We start from the raw sequence: 20,988 nt of genomic DNA on the forward strand, positions 1-20,988 counted from the left end.
GAATATGGTGGGAGTCCGGCGAAATGGAAAGACCCAACTCTGCAAAAGTCACCCGAAGCGACAGGCTACTGACATAAGGTTGTCAGTAGGAATGTCAGGGGCGAGGCTGGAATAGTCCGAGCTATAGGCTCGAAAACCCGATCAACCGTAGCGCAGTTTCAGCCCGAGGATGGTCAGAATAAGCAGAAGCGTAGCACCATTTGCGGCGATGACCGGCCACGAACTGATCATGACGCCATAAAACAGCCAAAGCAGGACACCAAGCGCCAAGGAAACGTTGGTGACCAGCGAAATACTGCCAGTCTCCCGGTACCGTACGATCTTGATGATCTGCGGAACCCAGCACAGGGTGGTGATCAAGGCAGCGAGGCTACCCACAAGCTCGATATGCTGATCCACGGAATAAACTTTCAGAAAATGAGAGAATTGAAATATGAGGGGATTCTTCGAAAAAATACAGCGAAATCATGACGTAACCGGCTAGCAGCGATAAAAATTTATATCGCGGATTGTTGATCGCGTGTCTTTTGCGCGCCGACTATTGAACGGCACCCAGAAGACGGGCTGGCAGATAAATCACAAGGGATGCGGCACCCGTTATGACAGAGGTTCCGTCGGCCAGAACGGACTGTCCGGCAGGCGTTTCGTCACCATCCAGTACCTTCTGCGACAGCTGCCCGCTCCGCACCATATTCATCAGTGTTGGCGAGCTGGCAAAGACGCCATGTGAGCCGCCATCCAGATCCGACGCGTCAAGGACGACGATGCCGAGTTTCTGCAACACGGCAATGCTGCTGCCATCGCCAACGCGCGGGTGCCCGCCGGTAATGCGGCCGGAGAAATTGAGCGCCGTGTCAGCGCGGGACACAAGAACGGTAAAGGGCTTGGGCAGCGTGCCGATATCGGCAACCTGGCTCTTGAACACATCAATATCGATATCCGGCGCGGCCAGCATAACGCCGGAAAAGCGTTTGAAAACATCGCGATGACCGGTTTGCGCCAGTTTTGTCAAGGCTTCCATAACCACGAACGAGCCCATGGAATGTCCGACAAGGAGGATTTTTGTCGCCTTGGTCGATGCAGCAAGTTGCAGAAGTTCAGCCAGACCATCACGGCCATAGGTGGCGCTGTCGCGATCGTAGACATAAAGGCCGAGCGAACCTGCTGATGGCCAGGAATATTGGACCGCTACGGCGGGAAGACCATAATCATAGGCAAACTGCGCCTGACGGAAAACGCTGTCGGCAAAATTGTTGTTGTAGCCATGGACGAAAACAAAGAGTTCGCGCTGGCCCACCGGGCGCTTGGCCAGTTCCGCGTTGATCTTGTCAACGAAGACGCGTTTATCGCCATAGGGCTGGAAGGCTGTGGCGGCAAAATCGCGGGCAGGATTGGGCTTGCTGCTGCTCTTTTCCACTTCGCCGCTTTTGTGATTGGGCGGAATACCCACATCAACACGGGCAAAATTGAGCGATACGGAGCGTTTCGATGAATAGGGCAGGGAGAGATTGTCCGAACGCTCGCGGCTTGTTGCAACGAAAATCGGAATGACCGCTTTCGGACCCGTTTTGTTGTTCAGCACGGGGGACGGCACGGCAGCATTGGCCTTGACGATATTCTGGGAGGTAAGGCCAAGCACGGCGCGACCACCACAGCCTGTCAGCACAAGCATGACGAGCAGAAAGGCCGACAAGCGGGAAACGTTCATGATCGCACTCCGAACTGCATTCCAGAGTTAGAACCAGTATTTAGACCGCACCGCAACCTAAAAGCATCCATCGGCATGGAATTGCTACGCTGATCACTGACCAGCGTGACAATTTTCCAACAATGGAACCACCCATTTCGTCAGACGATCAACGGGTCGCGGCCCATGTTCAGATGCAGTTCATGGCCGTCATAGGCGTGGGCTTCGGCTACAGCTTCATTCAGTTCCACCCCGAGGCCCGGCGCTGTTGGCGGAATGATGTAGCCTTCCTCCCATTGAATGGGCTTTTTGAGAATTTCCGCATGAAAGCCGCCGAAAGCCTGAATACATTCGAGAATGAGGAAATTGGGGCTGCAAGTGGAAAGCTGGATATTGGCAGCGCCGACAATCGGCCCGCAATAGAGATGCGGCGCGATCTGCGCATGGAATGTCTCGGCCATGCCAGCAATTTTCTTGGCTTCAAGAATGCCGCCGACGCGCCCGAGATTCATTTGCAGGATATTGGCGGCGCGGTTCACCAGCAGCCGCTGAAACTCGTATTTTGTCGTCAGACGCTCGCCCGCTGCAACGGGGATTGAGGTGTGTTGCTGCACATAGGCCATGTTTTCAGGCATATCAGGCGGAACAGGTTCTTCCAGCCAGAGCGGGTCATAGGGCTCAAGCCGCTTTGCCAGTCTTACGGCGCTGGTGGGCGTCATCTGGCCGTGCGTACCGAACAGGAGGTCGGCCTTCGAGCCAACCGCTTCACGCACGAGGCGGACGAATTTTTCTCCGAGATCCAGCTGTTCGAGCGAAAGCTGACGCGGATCGAAAGAAGTATAGGGCGCGACCGGATCGAATTTTACCGCCGTATAGCCTTCGGCCACATATTCGGCAGCGCGCTCCGCCGAGGCTTCGGCATTCCAGTAGATCGCCGATGTCTCGCCCAGCTCGGGCTTCGGGTAGAGATAGGTGTAGCTGCGCAGCCGGTCATGCACCCGCCCGCCCAGCAGTTCATAAACGGGTTTATCTGCTTCCTTGCCGATAATGTCCCAGCAGGCCATTTCGAGAGCCGACACGGCGCCCATGATGGTCACGTCAGGACGCTGGGTGAATCCGCCGGAATAGGCGCGGCGAAAGAATCGCTCAATATGATGCGGGTCTTCGCCGATCAGCCAGCGCTCGGCCACATCCTCGATCACCTTGCGCATGACTTGCGGGCTGACGGTCGAATTATAGGCTTCGCCATAGCCGACAACGCCGGAATCGGTGGTGAGTCTGACAAAGAGGAACCATGTGCCACCGAACGAGGGCGGGCGATTGCCGACGACAAAGGTTTTCACATCGGTGATTTTCATGGCCTGCTCCGGTCGTTCACTGTCATTGCGACCCTAAGCGAGTGGGCGGCGATGTCAAAAACCGTGCAGCGACCCGGCATGTCGGCTTTCTGACAGTTCTTGCACACAAGGTCTTTCCATTGCCTCTATTGCACTGCATCATCAATGCAGATGATTTGCTACGGAGACCGGAATTGACTGAAGAAACCAAGCCTATCGGCGAACTGACCCTGCGTACGCTCGCCATGCCAGCGGATGCCAATGCAGCTGGCGATATTTTCGGCGGCTGGGTTATGGCGCAGATGGATTTGTCCTGCGGGATTCGGGCGGCGGAGCGGGCGCGTGGTCGCGTGGTGACGGCGGCTGTAAAAGAGATGGCCTTTGCCAAGCCGGTCAAGATCGGCGACACGCTGTGTGTTTACACCCATATCGAGCGTGTCGGGCGCACATCCATCACCCTGAAAGTGGAGGCATGGGCACAGCGCTATCTTTCCGATCTGATGGAACGCGTTACCCATGCGGATTTCGTCATGGTGGCACTTGATTCATCGGGCAATCCAACGCCAGTGCCGCCTGAGACAAAGGGCTAGCCGCCGATCATATATTTGTCCCAGAAATTGGCTTGCGGATCGATCTGCTCGACAATGTCGATCCAGAGCCCCGACGGGTCGTGAAAGCCAAAACGGCGCTGGCCGAAAGGTTCGTCGGTGAGTGGATATTCGACCTGCAATCCTGTGGCGACGATTTTTTCATATGCCGCGGCGGCGTCTTCCACCTGCAATTCAAAACACATGCCCTTGCCGCCAAAGCTTTCCGGGCCGGGCGGTGCTGATGGGTGATCCGGCGTCATAAAGGCGATGGAAGCCGTGTGATCTTCGCCTGAAAGCCAGCAGAACCATGTGCTGTCAAAGCCGCTGGTAAAGCCGAGATGCCGTATCCAGAAATCGCGGCATGCCTCTTTTCTGTCGGTGACGATGATCGGGTAGCGATCGGTAAAGCGCATGGTAGGCCTTTCCTGAAGGTTGGGATTTACCAGCATTAAAGGCAGCTGATCCGCCAATGACAAGGGTGTTTTGTCAGGAGTGTTCATGCACCTTCATTCGAATATGGTGATGGGTGGAGATAAACTGGCTGTGGGTTAACACCCTAAAAAGCTTGGAATAAAACGCTGTATCAGGCACCATTTGTGCGGATGGGATATTTGAGGGCGGCAAATGACATTATCTGGGGCAATCCGGAACTATTCGCGTAAGCGCGGTGAAGGCGATAGTGCAAAGGTCGATTTCGTCGAACTGTTCTTCGACCTCGTCTTTGTGTTCGCGATCACCCAGATTTCGCATTTTCTGCTGCATGATCTGAGCCTCAAGGGGCTCGGCGAAAGCACGCTGCTGCTGGCGGCAGTCTGGTGGGTGTGGGTCTATACGGCCTGGGTGACGAACTGGCTCGACCCGACAACGCCGCCCGTCCGGGTCATGCTTTTCGTGCTGATGCTTGCGGGGCTGGTACTATCAACCTCGATACCCACCGCCTTTGCCGGGCGCGGGCTGGTTTTTGCCGTGGCGTTTGTCACGATGCAGCTTGGCCGCTCACTCTTCATGATGTGGGCGATGCGGCACCACAATCGCTCCAACTATATCAACTTTGTCCGTATCTCGATCTGGCTGACCATGTCAGGCATATTCTGGATCACAGGTGGTCTGGCCGAGCCGGAAAACCGGGTATATTTCTGGCTCATTGCCCTGCTGATCGAGATTGCGGGACCGGCGATGGGTTTTCGCACGCCGGGTCTTGGCGCATCGTCCACGACAGACTGGGATGTGGACGGCGACCATATGGCCGAGCGGGCGGCGCTGTTCATCATCATCGCATTAGGCGAATCCATTCTCGTTTCCGGTGCGACGTTCGCCGAGCAGGAATGGACGTTTATTTCGTTTTCGGCCTTCCTGACCACCTTTGTCGCCTCGGTGGCAATGTGGCTGATCTACTTCAATGTCGGGCAGTTGCGCGCCCACCATAAAATCGCTTCGACGGATGATCCGGGCCGCATCGCCCGTGTTGCCTATACCTATATTCATGTGTTGCTGGTGGCGGGTATTATCGTTGTGGCGGTTTCAGATGAGCTGATCTTGGCGCACCCGACCGGCCATTCTGCACCCGCTGTCCTATGGACCTCCATCGGGGGCACGGCGCTCTATCTGATCGGTAATCTGCTGTTCAAGGGCTATGTCGAGGGCAGGCCGCCACTGTCTCACATCGCAGGACTAGTGCTATGCGCGGTTCTGGCGTTTGCAGGTGGTGCGCTTTCTCCGCTGGTGCTTGGCGCTGCCACCAGCCTGATCCTCATCGTCGTGACAATCTGGGAATATATCGGCCGGGTTCAAGAACCGGCCCATCACTAGGGCGGACTAACGGCAGGCCCGATGACCATTTCGCCTTTGCATGAGGTCGAAGTGAAAATGGTCCTTGTGGAAAATGTCGTAGCCGGGTCCAAGCACCGTGGTGAAATAATCGCAGGCGTCGGAACGGACATTGTTGAGCAATCCACGCTGGCGGAAAGCGAAGAAGCCCGGTTTCTGTACCTTGATATCCGTGCCATTGTTCAGGGTGATTTTTGCAATATCCAGCGCATTGCCCTTGGAATGTTCAGACATATTGGCACCGCGCCGGTTGCTCATGGTCCGGCAGGAATAGCTGGATGCCTGATGGATGGTGTTGACGCCGGACAGATAGCGCAGCCGCGTTGAGGGCGACAGATCACCCTTGACCCAGCGGGCAAAGGCCAGCGTCATCTGACAATTCAGGGTTGCACTCGGTTTCAACCGGATTTGCCCGCTGGCAAAGCCGCTGACGTTGAGCGGATTGTCGATGCGGCATACACCGCCATCATTGATAGGCGCACTCTCCTGAAAGACGACACCAAGCTGTTTGAGCTGTGTTCGGCAGGCGGCTTCACTAGCGGGCATTCCATAACGGCTCTCGCTGCGCGCAATAGGATCGCGAAGATTGCCGCCCGCATAGCCATAATTCTGTTGATTGCTTGCCACCGCGTGGTTTTCCTCCGTCATAACGGGCTGTTCGGCTGCAAGATTCTGTTCGGCGGGAGGGCTTTGCTCGTTTGCCGCGGGCTGATCTACCTCATTGTTTGCAATGCGGCTTTCTTCACCAGCCAGAGAATTATCAGCAATGGACGTATCGGTGGTTGTGTCCGCGGGCGGAGCCTCGGCGATATAGGTGTCGCTTTCTATTGTGCTGGAGCCATGGCCGACATTGGCTTGCGGACGCCTGACATCGCCCATGCCGCAGGCGCTGAGCGCGGTTGCCGTGCACAGGACAAAGACGGTCGAAAGGCGCCGCAAGGGTACGGCGGACGACAACGCAAAACTCATGTCACCACATCCTTTTCGCCTGAAACCAAGCGTTGATGCGATAAAATAAAGCCAAAATGTAAAGGAAAGGTCAGCGCTCGGATTAACCTATGTGGTGATTCCGAGGCGTTTTTTTACGCTGCATCCGTACGGTTACGGAGTGCCGGTACGAGTTCGACCGTTATCATGGCGATGAATATCAGCGCACAACCGATCATGCCGTGGAATGTCAGGCGCTCGCCAAGAAGAAGAGCGCCGAAAAGTGCCGCAAACAGGGCTTCGGAGGAAAGCATGATCGCCGCCTGTGGCGCACTGGTATAGCGCTGTCCCACTGCCTGCAGGGTAAAGGCAATGCCGCAGGAGAACACGCCGCCGAAGAGAATGGCGGGCCATGACAGCATGATGGATGGCAGGTTGAACGGCTCGGTGAACAGGCCAATCGTGATGCCGAACACAGCGCAGGTAAGAAACTGCACGAGGGAAAGCATGAAGGGCCGGCCGTTTTCATGGGCAAGACGATTGATAAAGATGATCTGGAGCGCCCAGAAGGCGGCACACAGGATTGTCAGCCAGTCACCGGTCGTCAGATTGCCCAACTGCCCGCCGGATAGCAGATAAATGCCGCCAAGCGCTGTCAGGGCGCAGGGCCATACAATAGGGCTCGGCCAATTCCAGAACAGCATGACACCGAAAATGGGCACCATCACCACATAAAGGCCGGTCAGAAAGCCTGAATTGGTGACAGTTGTCGTGGCAAGGCCGATTTGCTGCAGAACGGACCCGACTGATAGAAACAATCCGATAAAGATGAACCCGCCATAGTCTTTGAGGGCGAGACGCTGTTTGGCTTGCCGTGCTTCGTGGATTGCCAGCGGCGCGACCGTGAGGCTCGCCAGACCAAAGCGCAATCCGATGAACAGAAAGGCGCCAACATTGCCGACGGCGCTGGCCTGCGCAACAAATCCGAGGCCCCAGATGGCGCCTGCGAAAAGCAGCAACAGATTGGCACGGCCTTGCGTCATGATGAACCCACAGAAAATGTGCGGTCATCCCAAGGATTTGAGCCCGCGCCTTGCTCTACCGGTTGTCGTGGGCGACTTCAAGAGCACTCACCACTAGCCGCGTGTCAGCCGGATGATCTTACCATTGGCCTCGTCGGTTAACAGATAGACCGAGCCATCAGGCGCCACCCTGACATCGCGAATGCCGCCGAACGCGCCGTCGAACATCCGCTCCTCGCCGGTAAATGCCCCCTTATCGTCCCTGTCCAAACGCGATAGCAGCTCGAATTTGAGCGATCCGACCAGAAGGTCGCCTTGCCATTCCGGGAACATCGATCCCTGATAGATTGCCAATCCTGACGGAGCGATGGACGGGTCCCAATAATAGAGCGGCTGTTCATAGCCTGCGGCGCTGGTGCCCTTGCCGATCTTGGCTCCGGAATAATGTTTGCCGTAGGAAATGACCGGCCAGCCATAATTCCTGCCGGGCTTTGGCTGGTTGACCTCGTCACCGCCCATTGCGCCATGTTCGACAGTCAGCAGTGATTTTGTCAGCGGGTCCCACGCCGCACCTTGCGGATTGCGGTGTCCTTTCGACCAGAGTTYCGGAAGCCCTTCCTTGCCATCGGCGAATGGATTGTCTGATGGAATAGAACCATCGGCATTGATCCGCAGCACTGAACCTGCCTGATCCCTGAAATCCTGCGCGCGATTCTGCTCGCCGCGCTCGCCCATGGTCACAAACAGCTTGCCATCGGGTGCAATGACGATCCGTGAGCCGAAGTGCTGGCCTTTCGTCGTCTTCTTGTTCATCGAGACGAGGATTTTGATATTCTCAAGCCTGTTGCTGTTTTCGCCGCGTATGAGCTTGGCGCTCGCCAGCGCTGTGCCAGCACCGCCTTTGCCGGGTTCAGAAAATGTGAAGTAAATCGTACCGCTCGTGGAAAAGTTCGGCGCGAGCGTCACGTCAAGCAGCCCGCCCTGACCGGCAGCGACGACCTCGGGAACATTGGCAACCGGTTGCGATGTCCGGCCATTCCTGACGATCCGCAGGCTCCCGGTTCGCTCCGTCACGAGCAGCGCGCCGTCGGGCAGAAACGCAAGTCCCCACGGGTGCTCCAGTCCCTCAGCGACTGTTTCGGTGGTGATATCAACCTTTTCGGTTTTGAAATTGGCAGCGGAAAGCGGCAGGGTGGTGCAAAGCAGAAATGTGAACCCAACGGCCAATATGCTCTTTCGATTCAGCACTGCGTCCTCCCTGTTTTGTCCCATCTTGTCGAAAGCAGTGTGAAGTATTGTGCCGCCCCGGTCTTTTCACACTCAATCACACTCGCGTGACCGTTGTGGTTCGCACTTCAAACAGGGGAATCCGCGACATTTTCTACTTTCTGCGTGAAATCGCCGGAAAGAATGCTATATTAAACGACTGATGACTGAACGGTTCCGAAGTCTTGAGCTTCGGTGACCGTTTTCTTTTTGTGTCGCGCGGCCCCGGCGGCGCGCATTTGACACTGACTGCGAAAGGAGAGGGCATGGAAAAGGTCCCGATGACTCAAGGCGGATTTGACAAGCTCAAGGAAGAGTTGCGCTGGCGCCAGCAAGAAGAGCGGCCCCGTATCATTCTGGCCATTTCGGAAGCGCGCGCCCATGGCGACCTTTCGGAAAATGCCGAGTATCATGCCGCCAAGGAAGCCCAAAGCCACAATGAAGGCCGCGTTGGCGAGCTTGAAGGCTATATCGGGCATGCCGAGATCATCGATATCTCGAAATTGTCAGGCGACAAGATCAAGTTTGGCGCCACCGTGCAGCTGATCGACGAAGATACGGAAGACAAGAAGATCTACCAGATCGTCGGCGATCAGGAAGCTGATCCGAAAGCCGGACGCATTTCCATTTCCTCGCCCATCGCCCGCGCCCTGATCGGCAAAAGCGAAGGCGACACGATCGAGGTCAATGCACCGGGCGGTGCCCGTTCCTATGAAATCGTCGGATTCAAGTTCGCCTGATATCGTGCCGGAACCAGTAGATAACGTTGAGGTGATCGCCCCGAATTTCAAGCGCAAGCTTTCCGGGGTCACCTCGACTATCGTGCAGCTTATTCCGCTGCAAAGGGCAAACGGTCTCGATATCGTTGCCATGGGGCCGGGGCTTCCCGACACTTTGCCAAAGATCGGGTGGCGTGCGCTGCCCGGACTGTGGTTCAAGCCCAAGACCCGTCCTTTTCGAATCTGGCATGCGCGCCGCAACAATGAAATGATTGCGGGTATCTTCCTGCGCCATGTGCTGCGCATGAAGCTGCGCCTGCTGTTTACCTCAGCCGCGCAGCGCGATCACAAGCCTTTCACCAAATGGCTGATCCGGCGGATGAATGCCGTGATCGCCACCAGCGCCAAGTCGGGCAGCTTTCTCAAAGTGTCGCATACGGTCATCATGCACGGCGTGGATACCGAGATGTTCCATCCGCCTGTGACGAATGAAGACGCATTTGCCTCCTCGGGTTTGCCGGGCAAATATCTCGTTGGCTGTTCCGGGCGTATCCGGCATTCCAAGGGGACTGATCTTTTCGTTGACGCGATGATCAATCTGTTGCCGCGCTACCCTGAGTGGACAGCTGTGATGACCGGGCGGACAACTGCCGAGCATAAGGGCTTCGAACAGGCCCTGCGCGAGAAGATTGCCAAAGCCGGATTGCCGGATCGTTTGGTTTTTCTGGGCGAAGTACCTGACGTAAAGCTCTGGTACCGCCGCATGACGCTCTATGTCGCGCCCTCGCGCAATGAAGGCTTTGGCCTGACGCCGCTTGAAGCCATGGCCTCGCAAACGGCTGTTGTCACCAGCGATGCGGGTGCCTATGCGGAAATGGTCGACCGCGCCTCGGGTATGGTGGTTCCGGCTGGCGATGGCCTGGCGCTGGAACAGGCAATTGAGCGCTATCTGGCCGATCCGCATAAATGCGAAGAAGCGGGCAAATCAGGTCTTGAGCATGTCAGGGAGAATTTTCCCTTGCAGAACGAGGCAGCCAAAATTCTCACTGTGTATGAGCGGTTGTTCGGCAGCAACAGCAGGGCCGGATGATGAAAGTCGCGGCTTTCATCATCCATCTGAAGCGCGCCGAAAAACGTGGTGAGCATGTCCACGCACTGATGCAGCGGCTGCCGATCAAATCAGAAATTATCGACGCTGTTGACGCGCAGCAGCTTGGGAAGAGTGATATTGCGGCGGTTTACAGCCGGAAATCGCTGCATTTCCCTGTTTATCCCTTCGACTTGCGTATCACCGAGATTGCCTGTTTCCTCTCGCACCGAAAGGCGTGGCAGGCGATTGTCGACGATAATCTTGATGCCGGTCTGGTCATTGAGGATGATGTCGATATCGATGCGGGTTTCGCGGAACAGTTGAAGCTGGCTGTCGAGACAATCAAGCCTGCGGACTATATCCGGTTTCCCCGTTGGCCACGGGGTGAGGTGGGCGATGAGGTTGTCCGTGCGGGCGATATGTCCATCATGCAGCCTAAACTGCCGGGTTTGGGTATGCAGATGCAACTGATTGGTCGTGAGGCGGCGATTGCCTTGCTTGCGGCGACGGAGCGGTTCGACCGACCTGTGGACACCACGCTGCAAATGCGCTGGTTGCATCCGGTGCGGGTGCTTTCGGCGCGGCCCATCACCATTCGCGAGATTGATTTCAATCTCGGCGGCACGGTTGTTCAGGGAAAGAAGACGCTTTCGGACAAGCTGAAGCGCGAGGTGCTCCGGCCCTATTACCGGGTTCTCTTGTTTCTCTATTCAAAGATCAGGCGTTAGAGCACCATCAGCGGTTCGTTCTTGACCGAACGGATTGTCAGCGAGGTGCGCACCGAATCCACATTGGGCGTTGCCGTCAGGTCTTCGATAACGAAATTCTGGAAGATGCTGATATCGCTGGCCACGCAATGCAGCAGGAAGTCGGATTCCCCTGATACCATCCATGCGCGGCGGACAATCGTCCAGCCTTTGGTCTTTTCAGCAAAACTTTTCAGGTCGGCATCGGACTGCCGGTGCAGCCGGATCATGCAGAATGCCACAATATCCTGACCAAGGATGGAGCCATTCAGAATGGCTCTATAGCCCTGAATAATCCCGCTTTCCTCCAGTTTGCGCACGCGGCGCAGACAGGGCGGCGCCGATATGCCGACGCGTTCGGCAAGCTCCACATTGGTGATGCGGCCATTATCCTGAAGCTGTTTCAGGATTTTCCAGTCGATCTCGTCCAAGTCCGCCTTCAAAGGCATGGTCTGATTATATCCCTGTCAAAAAGGCGCTTGCGGTAAGCACCATAGGCGATTCCTGTCGCTGTGTAATGCATCCGCATCCAGTTACAAACAGGTTCGGTACATAGCATGGACCTATCTGCTCCAGAAGCGGCGTGTAAACAGAATAACGATGGTGATGATTTCAAGCCGTCCGGCCAGCATCAGATAGCTGAGAACAAGCAGGGAAGGATCGCCAAGCGTCGAGAAATTGCCAACGGGACCGATTGTATCGCCAAAACCGGGGCCTACATTGGAAAGCGCCGTGAGGGCGCCGGTGATTGATGTGCCCAGATCATTGCCAAGCATGGCAAGAGCCGTGGCGCCAATAACCAATGATGCCATATAGAGAAAAATGAACAGCAGCGCCGATTGGGCGACTTCCTGACTGATTTCCGATCGGCCATAACGCATTTTGACAATGGCATTGGGCATGATCAGCCGCGTCAGGCTGGCGGAGGCGAGCTGCCAGAGAATAATCAGACGATTAAGCTTGATGCCGCCCGAGGTGGACCCGGCGCAGCCGCCAATGAATGTGACGATGAAGAAGATGCCGAGCGCTTCCGATCCCCAGCGCGTGTAATCCTCAGTGGCAAAACCCGTGGTGGAAATGACGGATACAAGGTTGAAGGATGCGGCAATCAGCGCGTCACCAAAGCCGATACCGGTTTCGAGCGTGAGACCCACGGCCAGAAAGAAGCTTAGGCCGATCACGATGATGAAGAACAGTGTCACCTGAGGATCGGCCAGTGAAGTCAGGCGCTGCGGCATCACGGCCTTGATATAGAGCACGAACGGCAGGGCCCCGAGCACCATGAACACGGTGGCAATAACGAGGATCGCCCGATTATGGGCGTAAAAACCGAGGGATGAGTCATGGGTAGAAAAGCCGGCAGTCGCAACCGTCGTCATGCCGTGATTAACCGCATCGAACATGCCCATGCCGGCGGCGAAATAGAGGATGGTGCACAGCACCGTCATGCTGACATAGGCAATGATAATACCTGTGGCGATCTGATGGATACGCGGCAGGATTTTCTCTGATTTATCCGAGGATTCCATGTGAAGCAGCTGAATGCCGCCGACGCGTAGCGATGGCAGAAGCAAGAGCCCCAAGCCAACGAACCCGAAACCACCAAACCAGCACAGCAGCGAGCGCCAGAGCAGGATGCCGCGCGGCATTGCATCTAATCCCGTCAGCACCGTCGCTCCTGTTGACGTGATGCCGGACATGGATTCGAAGAATGCCTTGGCAAAACTGATCGGCAGGGTGGAAAAGTACAGGGGCAGGGAGCCAAGCACAGCGGCCGTCAGCCACACAGCAACGATCAGCAGAAAGCCAAGGCGAGGGGTGAAGCGTATCTCGGGGTTGTTTGTGGCAAGTGCAATCAGACCGCAGAGAACGCCGGTGAAAATGGCCGATTGAACAAAAGCGATCCAGTCCCGATTGCCGATATGCAGATCAACAGCGGCCGGAATCAGCATGGCTGCGGCCATGACCAAGCCAAATCGCGCGCAAATATTGATGATGGTACGAAAAATGAGCGGACCTCAGGCTGGCGAGATGGACATGAGAATGTTTCATAACCGGTTCTGACAGGTGTCACAATGCGCCAGAAATAGCAAAACACCACGTACAAGCTGTGGCTAACCCGGCTATATCAAGCTCAGACCTTGCAACGGAGGGGGCTGACCCACTACCTTATGGCATTGGAAATGATGAAAACTCTGCTCCGAACCCTTTCTGGCTGAACATCTGTTGTTATAGGTCTTGATATGTCACAGCGCCACGTGCCCGTCCTCATTATCGGTTCCGGTCCTGCCGGTTATACCGCAGCTATCTATGCGGCTCGCGCCAATCTGAAACCTGTGATCGTCGCCGGTCTGCAACAGGGTGGTCAGCTGATGATCACCACGGATGTGGAAAACTATCCGGGCTATGCCGATCCGGTGCAGGGGCCATGGATGATGGACCAGATGCGCATTCAGGCGGAGCATGTGGGCGCCGAGATCATTCACGACATCATTACGGAAGTGGACATTTCCGTTCGCCCGTTCCGCCTCGTCGGCGACGGCGGCACGCAATACACCTGCGATGCGCTGATTATCGCAACAGGCGCGCAGGCAAAATGGCTGGGTATTCCCACCGAACAGACATTTATGGGCTTTGGCGTTTCCGCCTGCGCCACCTGCGATGGTTTCTTCTATCGCAACAAGGACGTGGTTGTGGTTGGCGGCGGTAATACCGCTGTCGAAGAAGCGCTTTATCTTGCCAATCTGGCAAAGGCCGTCACGGTCGTGCATCGCCGCGACCATTTCCGTGCGGAAAAAATTCTGCAGGATCGTTTGTTTGCTCGTGAAAATGTCAAAGTCGTCTGGGACAACGTGATTGACGAGATTACGGGTACGGAGGCAAAGCCGCCTATGGCAGCATCGGTTTCCGGCGTTCGCCTGAAGAATATCAAAACGGGCGAGACGACGGATGTTGCAACGCATGGCGTGTTTGTTGCCATCGGGCATGCGCCAGCGGTGGAACTGTTCAAGGGGAAACTCAAACATAAGCCGAATGGCTATCTGTGGACCGCTGCGGATTCGACAGCAACCGATGTTCCCGGCGTTTTTGCTGCCGGTGACGTCACAGACGATATTTATCGTCAGGCTGTGACGGCGGCCGGAATGGGCTGCATGGCGGCGCTTGAGGCTGAACGTTGGCTGACGGCACAGGAACCGGTGCGTCAGGCTGCCGAATAGGGGTTGAAATAATGGAGCCGGTTTCGATGTGCGAAACCGGAACGGGGGAGAGACTGCGCCATGTCGCTTGACTGGGACAAGTTGCGAATATTTCATGCTGCGGCGGAAGCGGGGTCCTTCACCCACGCTGCCGAGACGCTGCATCTGTCGCAATCAGCCATTTCCCGTCAGGTAAGCGCCCTGGAGCAGGATGTCGGCGTTCCCCTGTTTCACCGGCACGCCCGCGGGCTGATCCTGACCGAGCAGGGCGAGGTGCTTTACCGCACGGCACATGAAGTGCTGATGAAGCTGGAAAACGTCCGCTCTCGCCTCACCGAAAGCAAGGACCGGCCATCGGGCAAGCTGCGGGTGACGACCACCGTGGGCCTCGGCTCCGGCTGGCTGATCGAGCGTGTGCAGGAATTCATCGAACTCTACCCGGAAGTGCAGTTGCAGTTGTTGCTCGACAATGAAGAGCTTGATCTGACGATGCGCCATGCAGATTGTGCGATCCGTCTGCGCCAGCCGCAACAGCCTGACCTGATCCAGCGGCGACTGTTCACGGTGCATATGCACGTCTATGCCTCGCCGGGCTATATTGCCAAATATGGCAAGATTGAAAACATCGACGAGATCGACTCCCATCGCATTGTCAGCTTTGGCGAACCGGCACCGTCATACCTGACCAATCTCAACTGGCTTGAGGTGATCGGTCGCTCCGACGGCAATCTGCGGCCCGCTGTGCTGCAGATCAACAACCTCCTGTCGATCAAGCGCGCCATCCAGAAAGGCGTCGGTCTTGGGGTGCTGCCTGATTATATGGTCGAGAAGGATTCGACCCTCGTGCGCCTGTTGCCGGAGATGGAAATGCCATCCTTCGATACGTTCTTCTGCTACCCCGAGGGAATCAAGAACGCCGCCAAATTGCACGTATTCAGAGATTTTCTTTTCTCGAAGGCGCGTACCTGGTCGTATTGATCGAGGTTTTCAGCATTTTGGTGGAAAAATATTCTTTCTAAAACGCGATCATTTGGAGCATAACGTTGCCCGTTTGATCAGGTAAAGCACATCATCATTTCAAAAATGCCGATAAATTGTCGATATGCATTTTGTGCATGGGTGCAATGCACAATTGGGGGATTGCAAGAAACGGTTAATAGGCCCATATCCACATCACTTGCCGATGCGTCTCCTCCTCCCATTGCGCATCCGCAAGTGTTCCCCTCTGGAGGTTTTGCCAGAAATGGCATCCTTCAAAACTTAAGGCCGGGCAATTGTCCGGCCTCTTTTCTTTCTGGGGTCTGTTTTCACAAATCAGCGATAGAGCGTTTCGACTTCCAGTCCCGTGTAGAGCGATGCGACCTGATCGCCATAGCCATTGAACAGCAGCGTCGGCACACTTTCACCCGTATGCAGCACGCGCTCATGCGCCTGGCTCCAGCGTGGATGCGCAACAGCCGGATTAACGTTGGCCCAGAAGCCATATTCGTTCGATGCCAGCTCTTCCCAGAAGCTCACCGGTTGCTTGTCCGTGAAAGTGATCTTGCGGATCGATTTGATCGACTTGAAGCCATATTTCCACGGCAAAGCAAGCCGGATCGGGGCGCCGAACTGGTTGAGCAGCGGTTTGCCATAGGCTCCCGTGACCATGAAGGCGAGGTCGTTGGCGGCTTCTGCCATGGTAACGCCCTCCACATAAGGCCATGTGTAGAGAAAGCCGTTCTGGCCGCTGGCCATGGATGGATCGTTGAAGGTCTCGAACCTGAGATATTTGGCTGTGCCAAGCGGCTTTGCCAGTTCAACCAGCTTGGACAGGGAAAAGCCGGTCCATGGAATGGTCATCGACCATGCTTCGACACAACGATGCCGGTAAAGGCGCTCTTCCAGCGGGATTTTTGCTTCAAGGTCAGCGAAGTCAATCGTAAAAGGCTTTTCCACCATGCCGTCGATTTCAATCGCCCATGGATTGGTAATCAGGCTTTGCGCTTCCGTGTAAACGCCCTTGTCGGAACCGAATTCATAAAAATTATTGTATTTCGCGTTGATTTCTTCCGGTGTCAGACTGCGATCAAGCTTGTAGGCGTCATTGCGTTTGGCCGGATAAAGCGCCGGGTTGCCAGCGGGTTTGCGTTCGCCTTCCGCGCGCGCCATCTTCGGCGAAGCTGCGAGAGCCACGGTTGCCAGCGCACCAAGCCCCCACGCCTGAAGAATTGCCCGCCGGTTCATGAATGCAGCTTCCGGGGTTGCCAGGGTTTCGGCTATTGCCCAGACGGGCTTGCGGTGGATTGCGACCATGACTGCTCTTTCATTCCTGCGGGGGTTGCCCGTGAAAATATGCCATTTCCCCGTGCTGATGCTTCACACAAAGCTGTGAAGCCGACATGCCAAAGAAAAAGGGGCCATGAAGGCCCCTCATCATGTCGAACAGGATTGCCAGATCAGCGCAGGCTGGCGCAGAAGCGCTGGATACGCTTGCCGGCTTCCTCAAGCTTGGCATCCGATGTGGCATAGGAAATGCGCAGGTTCGGTCCAAGGCCAAAGGCTGAGCCATGCACGGCGGCAACAGCTTCGCTCGACAGCAATTCACTGACGAAATCCTCGTCCGTTTCAATCACTTTGCCTGATGGGGCCGTCTTGCCGATGGCTGCCGCGCAGGACGGATAGACGTAGAATGCGCCTTCCGGCTTGGGGCATTCCAGCAGCGGCGCCTGATTGAGCATCGAAACGATGAGATCGCGGCGACCTTCGAAGGCTTTCTTGAAGATGGGCAGATGTTCCTGCGTTCCGTCGAGAGCTTCCACGGCGGCCCACTGCGAGATCGCGCTGGTGCCAGATGTCTGCTGGCCCTGCACCATATCCATGGCGTTGATCAGCGCCTGCGGACCCGCCGCATAGCCGATGCGCCAGCCGGTCATGGCATAGGCTTTCGACACGCCGTTCATGGTCAGCGTACGGTCATAAAGGCTTGGCTCGACCTGCGCCGGGGTGACGAATTTGAAGTCGCCATAGGTCAGGTGCTCATACATGTCGTCGGTCAGAACCCAGACATGCGGATGACGCACGAGAACGTCGGTGATCTTCTTGAGTTCATCCCAGCTGTAAGCGGCGCCCGAAGGGTTGGATGGCGAATTCAGAATGACCCATTTGGTCTTTGGTGTGATCGCCCGTTCCAGATCTTCCGGCTGCAGCTTGAATTCATTCTTCTGGAGGGCTGAAACGATAACCGGTGTGCCACCGCACAGCGCAACCATTTCCGGATAGCTGACCCAGTAGGGCGCAACGCAGATAACCTCATCGCCGGGGTTCAGCGTGGCGAGCAGCGCGTTATAGATGACATGCTTGCCGCCGGTTGAAACAATGGTCTGGCTTGGCTTGTATTCCAGCTCATTCTCACGCTTGAATTTGCGGGCAATGGCTTCGCGCAGCGGCACAATGCCGGATACCGGTGTATACTTGGTTTCGCCGCGACGGATGGCGGCAATGGCGGCTTCCTTGATATTTTCAGGCGTATCAAAATCCGGCTCGCCCACGGAGAGCGAAATCACATCCCGGCCCTCGGCTTTCAGATCACGTGCTTTCTGGGTGATCGCAATCGTTGCGGAAACCTTCACACGGGAAAGGGCGTCGGCGAGGAATGCCATGGTATCGTTCTCCTGAGGTGTTTGATAATTGGAAGCCGGTTTGCGCGTCTGCTATGTCGCAATGGCCGCGGAATCGCAAGCAAAAGCATACATTGAAGGCTTCACATCGCGCTGTTTCTATGCAGGGTGTGACATGAAACGTTCAAAGCATCACGTATGTTTGCAAGATGCTTCACATATACAGATACATCAGGACACCAGCGGCTACGGTCGGCCGCCACAGGAGACCAATCATGCCTATACTTTATTCGCAGATGACTTCCGGAAATTGCTACAAGCCGCGCCTGTTGATGGCCAAGCTTGGTCTGCCGTTTGAGCATGTGGCCATTTCGTCCATCGACGGGTCGACGCGACAACCTGCATTCACCGCCAAGAACCCCAATGGCAAGGTGCCACTGCTTGAGCTTGATGATGGCCGGTTTCTGGCGGAGTCGAATGCGATCCTGCTTTATCTGGCCGAGGGCACCCGCTTCATCCCGGAAGATTCCTATGCGCGCGCCCTGATGTATCAATGGCTGTTCTTCGAGCAATATACGCATGAGCCCAATATTGCCGTGCGGCGGGCTTTGCTTGTCTATCCCGAGCGGGCGAAAGATGCGACGCCGGAGCGGCTGGCGGCAACGCTGGAGGGCGGAAACAAGGCATTGCTGGTCATGGAACAGCAATTGCAGAAGACCCCCTATTTTGCCGGTGATGCCATCAGCATCGCTGATATCGCGCTTTATGCCTATACCCATGAGGCAAGCTTGGGTGGCTATGATCTGTCTGCCTATCCGTCTGTGGCCAAATGGCTGAGCCGTGTTGCTGGCGATGAGGGGCATGTGCCTATCGGCTGGCTGCCCGACGCATCAGGCGGCTGATTTGATTTCGCCATCTGCTCCGGTCATCCCGGGCAGGCGGGAGGCAAGCGCATCGATCAGCACGCGCAGCCGCGCGGGCATGAACGGTGCCTTCGGCCAGACGGCAAACGTGTCAAAAACCAGCGGCTCGATGTCGGGCAGTACCCGGACAAGCGTCCCGCTATGCACTCGTTCACGAATGAGCCAGCAGGGCAGCCACGCCAGCCCCATGCCCGCGACGGCCATATCCGCAGCAGCCTCCAGATCATCGAGGATCAAGCGGCTGCGGGCAGGGGCGGTGTAGGTGCCGCCTTTTCCGTTGGGGAAAACCCAAGACCGTGTATTGCCGTCGCGGCCATAAACAATGGAGTCATGCTCCGCAATATCCTCGATATTTCGTGGTGTTCCACGCGCAGCCAAATAGGCGGGAGCGGCACATATCGTCATACGCTGACGCGCAATCCGGCGTGCTGTGAGAACGGCACTATCAGGCAGTGCAGAATTGCGAACGACGAGATCATAGCTCTCATCGATCAGGTCAACAGGCCGATCGGTGAAGGAAACATCAAAACGCAGCTCGCTGTACTGGCGGGCGATATCCGCGATAACGGGAGCCACGCAGCGTCGGCCAAAAATCACGGGAACGCTGAGGCGCAGGCGGCCCGCCGGTTGCTCCTTGTCCGACGTCATGGCGTTTTCGGCAATATCGAGTTCGGCCAATATCCGCACGCAATGCTCGTAAAAAGCGTGGCCATCGCTTGTCAGTTGGAACGCCCGGGTGGTGCGGTGGCAAAGACGAACACCGAGCCGTTCTTCCAGCCGGGCAATGGCCTTTCCGACGGCAGAGCGGGAAAGGTGAAGTTTCTGGGCAGCCGCAGAAAAGCCTCCGGCGTCCACCACCGCGACAAATTCCTGAATACCCGCAAGCCGATCCATTTTATCGCTCCATTGTAGAGTTTCAGGATACAATATTGCACAATATGAGCGCAACTGCATCGCCTATCGATCATATAGTTTGATGTCCTCCACCCGATGAAAGGGTTTAACGAGGAAGAACGATGAGCAAGATAATGAAGCGCTGGGTGCTTGGCGGTGCCGGACGCGAAAACCTCAAATTGATCGAGGCCAACATCCCGGTACCTGGCCCGAGGGAAATCCTTGTGAAAGCGAGCGCTGCCTCGCTTAATTATCGCGACAAGCTGCTGGTCGATCTCGGTTTTGGTTTGCCGATACCACAGACCGAACCGGTCACGCCTCTTTCCGATCTGGCCGGAACCGTTGTGGCTGCCGGGCGTGATGTAACACGGTTCGTTGAAGGTGATCGGATCATCTCGACGTTTCTACCCGATTGGATCGACGGTAACGGTCCGGGGACTGCCCGCGATCCGAATGACCGTGTTCTCGGCGGGCCGTTGCAGGGTGTGCTTGCCGAATATGTTGTCCTGCACGAGGATTGGGCAGTGCGCGCACCGAGCAAGCTTACTGATCTGCAGGCAAGCACGCTGCCTTGTGCTGGCCTGACCGCATGGACGGCGCTGGTCGAGCGCGGCAAGCTGCGGGCAGGGCAGACGGTGGTTGTGATCGGCACCGGCGGTGTGGCGATCTCCGGCATGCAGATTGCATTGATGCACGGCGCCCAAGTCATCGTTGTATCAGGCGATGATAAGAAGCTGGCTTGGGCCAAGGAGCTTGGTGCCCATCACGGCATCAATCGCCAGAATGAGGATTGGGTGGAAGCGGTCTACCGTCTGACCAATGATCATGGTGCGGACCATATATTGGAGACGATCGGCGGCGCACATCTCGACAAATCCCTGCGGGCCGCTGCGGTCTGTGGACGGATATCGCTGATCGGCGTGATTGATGGTTTTGAGATATCGGGTGGTTTCGGCGCCTTTGCCCGCAAACGTCTGATCGTTGAGGGAATTCAGGTCGGGCACCGGCGTTCGCTGGAAGATCTGGTCTGCGCCTTCGATCTGTCCGGCATGACGCCCGTCATTGATGCCGTCTACAAGATGGAAGATTTTGCCGCTGCGCTCGACCATCTGGAGCGTGGCCCCTTTGGCAAGGTCGTTGTCGAGATCGGCTGAAGCCTGAAAC

21 protein-coding genes are annotated in these 20,988 nt (G+C 56.3%); 9 read left to right on the forward strand and 12 right to left on the reverse strand.

Features of this window, described 5'->3' with window-relative positions; all coding sequences use genetic code 11:
• Positions 1-141: 141 nt before the first annotated feature.
• The 3 genes from AB4Y96_RS09585 to AB4Y96_RS09595 form a co-directional block, all read right to left on the reverse strand.
• A complete protein-coding gene (locus AB4Y96_RS09585) occupies positions 142-399 on the reverse strand; it encodes a SemiSWEET family sugar transporter (protein ID WP_091877980.1) in 258 nt (85 codons plus the stop codon).
• A 139-nt stretch (positions 400-538) separates the two neighbouring features.
• A complete protein-coding gene (locus tag AB4Y96_RS09590; protein WP_441916956.1) occupies positions 539-1,708 on the reverse strand; it encodes an alpha/beta hydrolase in 1,170 nt (389 codons plus the stop codon).
• A gap of 140 nt (positions 1,709-1,848) precedes the next feature.
• Positions 1,849-3,045 carry a mandelate racemase/muconate lactonizing enzyme family protein gene (locus tag AB4Y96_RS09595; RefSeq protein ID WP_441916958.1) on the reverse strand — a complete coding sequence of 399 codons (1,197 nt, stop codon included), beginning with the start codon at positions 3,043-3,045 and terminating at the stop codon, positions 1,849-1,851.
• A gap of 224 nt (positions 3,046-3,269) precedes the next feature.
• On the opposite strand from AB4Y96_RS09595, the gene AB4Y96_RS09600 reads away from it, so the two are divergent.
• A complete protein-coding gene (locus tag AB4Y96_RS09600; protein WP_091878514.1) occupies positions 3,270-3,614 on the forward strand; it encodes an acyl-CoA thioesterase in 345 nt (114 codons plus the stop codon).
• Here AB4Y96_RS09600 and AB4Y96_RS09605 read toward each other — a convergent pair.
• Positions 3,611-4,027 carry a VOC family protein gene (locus AB4Y96_RS09605; protein ID WP_091877977.1) on the reverse strand — a complete coding sequence of 139 codons (417 nt, stop codon included), beginning with the start codon at positions 4,025-4,027 and terminating at the stop codon, positions 3,611-3,613. The genes AB4Y96_RS09600 and AB4Y96_RS09605 overlap by 4 nt on opposite strands.
• 211 nt (positions 4,028-4,238) lie before the next feature.
• Here AB4Y96_RS09605 and AB4Y96_RS09610 point away from each other — a divergent pair, with 211 nt between their 5' ends.
• The gene (locus AB4Y96_RS09610; RefSeq protein ID WP_441916960.1) at positions 4,239-5,423 is read left to right on the forward strand and encodes a low temperature requirement protein A; all 1,185 of its coding nucleotides are present in this window, start codon (positions 4,239-4,241) and stop codon (positions 5,421-5,423) included.
• Between the two features lie 6 nt (positions 5,424-5,429).
• Here AB4Y96_RS09610 and AB4Y96_RS09615 read toward each other — a convergent pair whose 3' ends face one another.
• The 3 genes from AB4Y96_RS09615 to AB4Y96_RS09625 all read right to left on the reverse strand — a co-directional run bounded on the left by AB4Y96_RS09615 (position 5,430) and on the right by AB4Y96_RS09625 (position 8,638).
• Positions 5,430-6,410 carry an extensin-like domain-containing protein gene (locus AB4Y96_RS09615; RefSeq protein WP_441916962.1) on the reverse strand — a complete coding sequence of 327 codons (981 nt, stop codon included), beginning with the start codon at positions 6,408-6,410 and terminating at the stop codon, positions 5,430-5,432.
• Positions 6,411-6,523: 113 nt separating this feature from the next.
• On the reverse strand, positions 6,524-7,411 hold the full coding sequence (locus AB4Y96_RS09620) for a DMT family transporter (protein ID WP_441916964.1): 888 nt from the start codon (positions 7,409-7,411) through the stop codon (positions 6,524-6,526).
• Positions 7,412-7,504: 93 nt separating this feature from the next.
• A complete protein-coding gene (locus AB4Y96_RS09625) occupies positions 7,505-8,638 on the reverse strand; it encodes a PQQ-dependent sugar dehydrogenase (protein WP_441916966.1) in 1,134 nt (377 codons plus the stop codon).
• 284 nt (positions 8,639-8,922) lie between these two features.
• Here AB4Y96_RS09625 and greA point away from each other — a divergent pair, with 284 nt between their 5' ends.
• The 3 genes from greA to AB4Y96_RS09640 are packed head-to-tail and all read left to right on the forward strand — an operon-like array spanning position 8,923 to position 11,193.
• On the forward strand, positions 8,923-9,396 hold the full coding sequence (gene greA, locus AB4Y96_RS09630) for a transcription elongation factor GreA (protein ID WP_091878512.1): 474 nt from the start codon (positions 8,923-8,925) through the stop codon (positions 9,394-9,396).
• Positions 9,368-10,465: a glycosyltransferase family 4 protein gene (locus AB4Y96_RS09635; RefSeq protein ID WP_441916968.1), complete on the forward strand. Its 1,098-nt coding sequence runs from the start codon at positions 9,368-9,370 to the stop codon at positions 10,463-10,465. Before greA ends, AB4Y96_RS09635 begins: the two co-directional genes overlap by 29 nt.
• Positions 10,465-11,193 carry a glycosyltransferase family 25 protein gene (locus AB4Y96_RS09640; protein WP_441917018.1) on the forward strand — a complete coding sequence of 243 codons (729 nt, stop codon included), beginning with the start codon at positions 10,465-10,467 and terminating at the stop codon, positions 11,191-11,193. The genes AB4Y96_RS09635 and AB4Y96_RS09640 overlap by 1 nt, the downstream gene beginning before the upstream one ends.
• Here AB4Y96_RS09640 and AB4Y96_RS09645 read toward each other — a convergent pair.
• Positions 11,190-11,660, reverse strand: coding sequence for an Lrp/AsnC family transcriptional regulator (locus AB4Y96_RS09645; protein WP_091877970.1), 471 nt, complete (start codon positions 11,658-11,660; stop codon positions 11,190-11,192). The two genes, AB4Y96_RS09640 and AB4Y96_RS09645, sit on opposite strands and share 4 nt — an antisense overlap.
• 114 nt (positions 11,661-11,774) lie before the next feature.
• The gene (locus AB4Y96_RS09650) at positions 11,775-13,175 is read right to left on the reverse strand and encodes a TrkH family potassium uptake protein (protein WP_091877969.1); all 1,401 of its coding nucleotides are present in this window, start codon (positions 13,173-13,175) and stop codon (positions 11,775-11,777) included.
• A gap of 279 nt (positions 13,176-13,454) precedes the next feature.
• Here AB4Y96_RS09650 and trxB point away from each other — a divergent pair, with 279 nt between their 5' ends.
• Both trxB and AB4Y96_RS09660 read left to right on the forward strand, forming a co-directional pair.
• Entirely contained in the window at positions 13,455-14,429 is a 975-nt protein-coding gene (gene trxB, locus AB4Y96_RS09655; protein ID WP_441916970.1) for a thioredoxin-disulfide reductase, read from the forward strand.
• 60 nt (positions 14,430-14,489) lie between these two features.
• Positions 14,490-15,386, forward strand: a complete 897-nt coding sequence (locus AB4Y96_RS09660; RefSeq protein ID WP_091877967.1) for a LysR family transcriptional regulator — start codon at positions 14,490-14,492, stop codon at positions 15,384-15,386.
• A gap of 336 nt (positions 15,387-15,722) precedes the next feature.
• On the opposite strand, the gene msrP is transcribed toward AB4Y96_RS09660, so the two are convergent.
• On the reverse strand, positions 15,723-16,703 hold the full coding sequence (msrP, locus tag AB4Y96_RS09665) for a protein-methionine-sulfoxide reductase catalytic subunit MsrP (protein ID WP_441916973.1): 981 nt from the start codon (positions 16,701-16,703) through the stop codon (positions 15,723-15,725).
• A 143-nt stretch (positions 16,704-16,846) separates the two neighbouring features.
• The gene (locus tag AB4Y96_RS09670; RefSeq protein ID WP_091877964.1) at positions 16,847-18,049 is read right to left on the reverse strand and encodes a pyridoxal phosphate-dependent aminotransferase; all 1,203 of its coding nucleotides are present in this window, start codon (positions 18,047-18,049) and stop codon (positions 16,847-16,849) included.
• 233 nt (positions 18,050-18,282) lie between these two features.
• On the opposite strand from AB4Y96_RS09670, the gene AB4Y96_RS09675 reads away from it, so the two are divergent.
• Positions 18,283-18,909 (forward strand): glutathione S-transferase family protein, encoded by a 627-nt coding sequence (locus AB4Y96_RS09675; protein ID WP_441916975.1) that lies wholly within the window; start codon positions 18,283-18,285, stop codon positions 18,907-18,909.
• Here the strand turns inward: AB4Y96_RS09675 and AB4Y96_RS09680 are convergent.
• Positions 18,898-19,824, reverse strand: coding sequence for a LysR family transcriptional regulator (locus tag AB4Y96_RS09680; RefSeq protein WP_441916977.1), 927 nt, complete (start codon positions 19,822-19,824; stop codon positions 18,898-18,900). The genes AB4Y96_RS09675 and AB4Y96_RS09680 overlap by 12 nt on opposite strands.
• A 122-nt stretch (positions 19,825-19,946) precedes the next feature.
• Between AB4Y96_RS09680 and AB4Y96_RS09685 the strand changes: the two genes are divergently transcribed.
• Positions 19,947-20,978 (forward strand): zinc-dependent alcohol dehydrogenase family protein, encoded by a 1,032-nt coding sequence (locus tag AB4Y96_RS09685; protein WP_441916979.1) that lies wholly within the window; start codon positions 19,947-19,949, stop codon positions 20,976-20,978.
• The last annotated feature ends 10 nt before the right edge of the window (positions 20,979-20,988 follow it).

This window comes from Phyllobacterium sp. TAF24 (assembly GCF_052113785.1).
Lineage (GTDB): Bacteria > Pseudomonadota > Alphaproteobacteria > Rhizobiales > Rhizobiaceae > Phyllobacterium.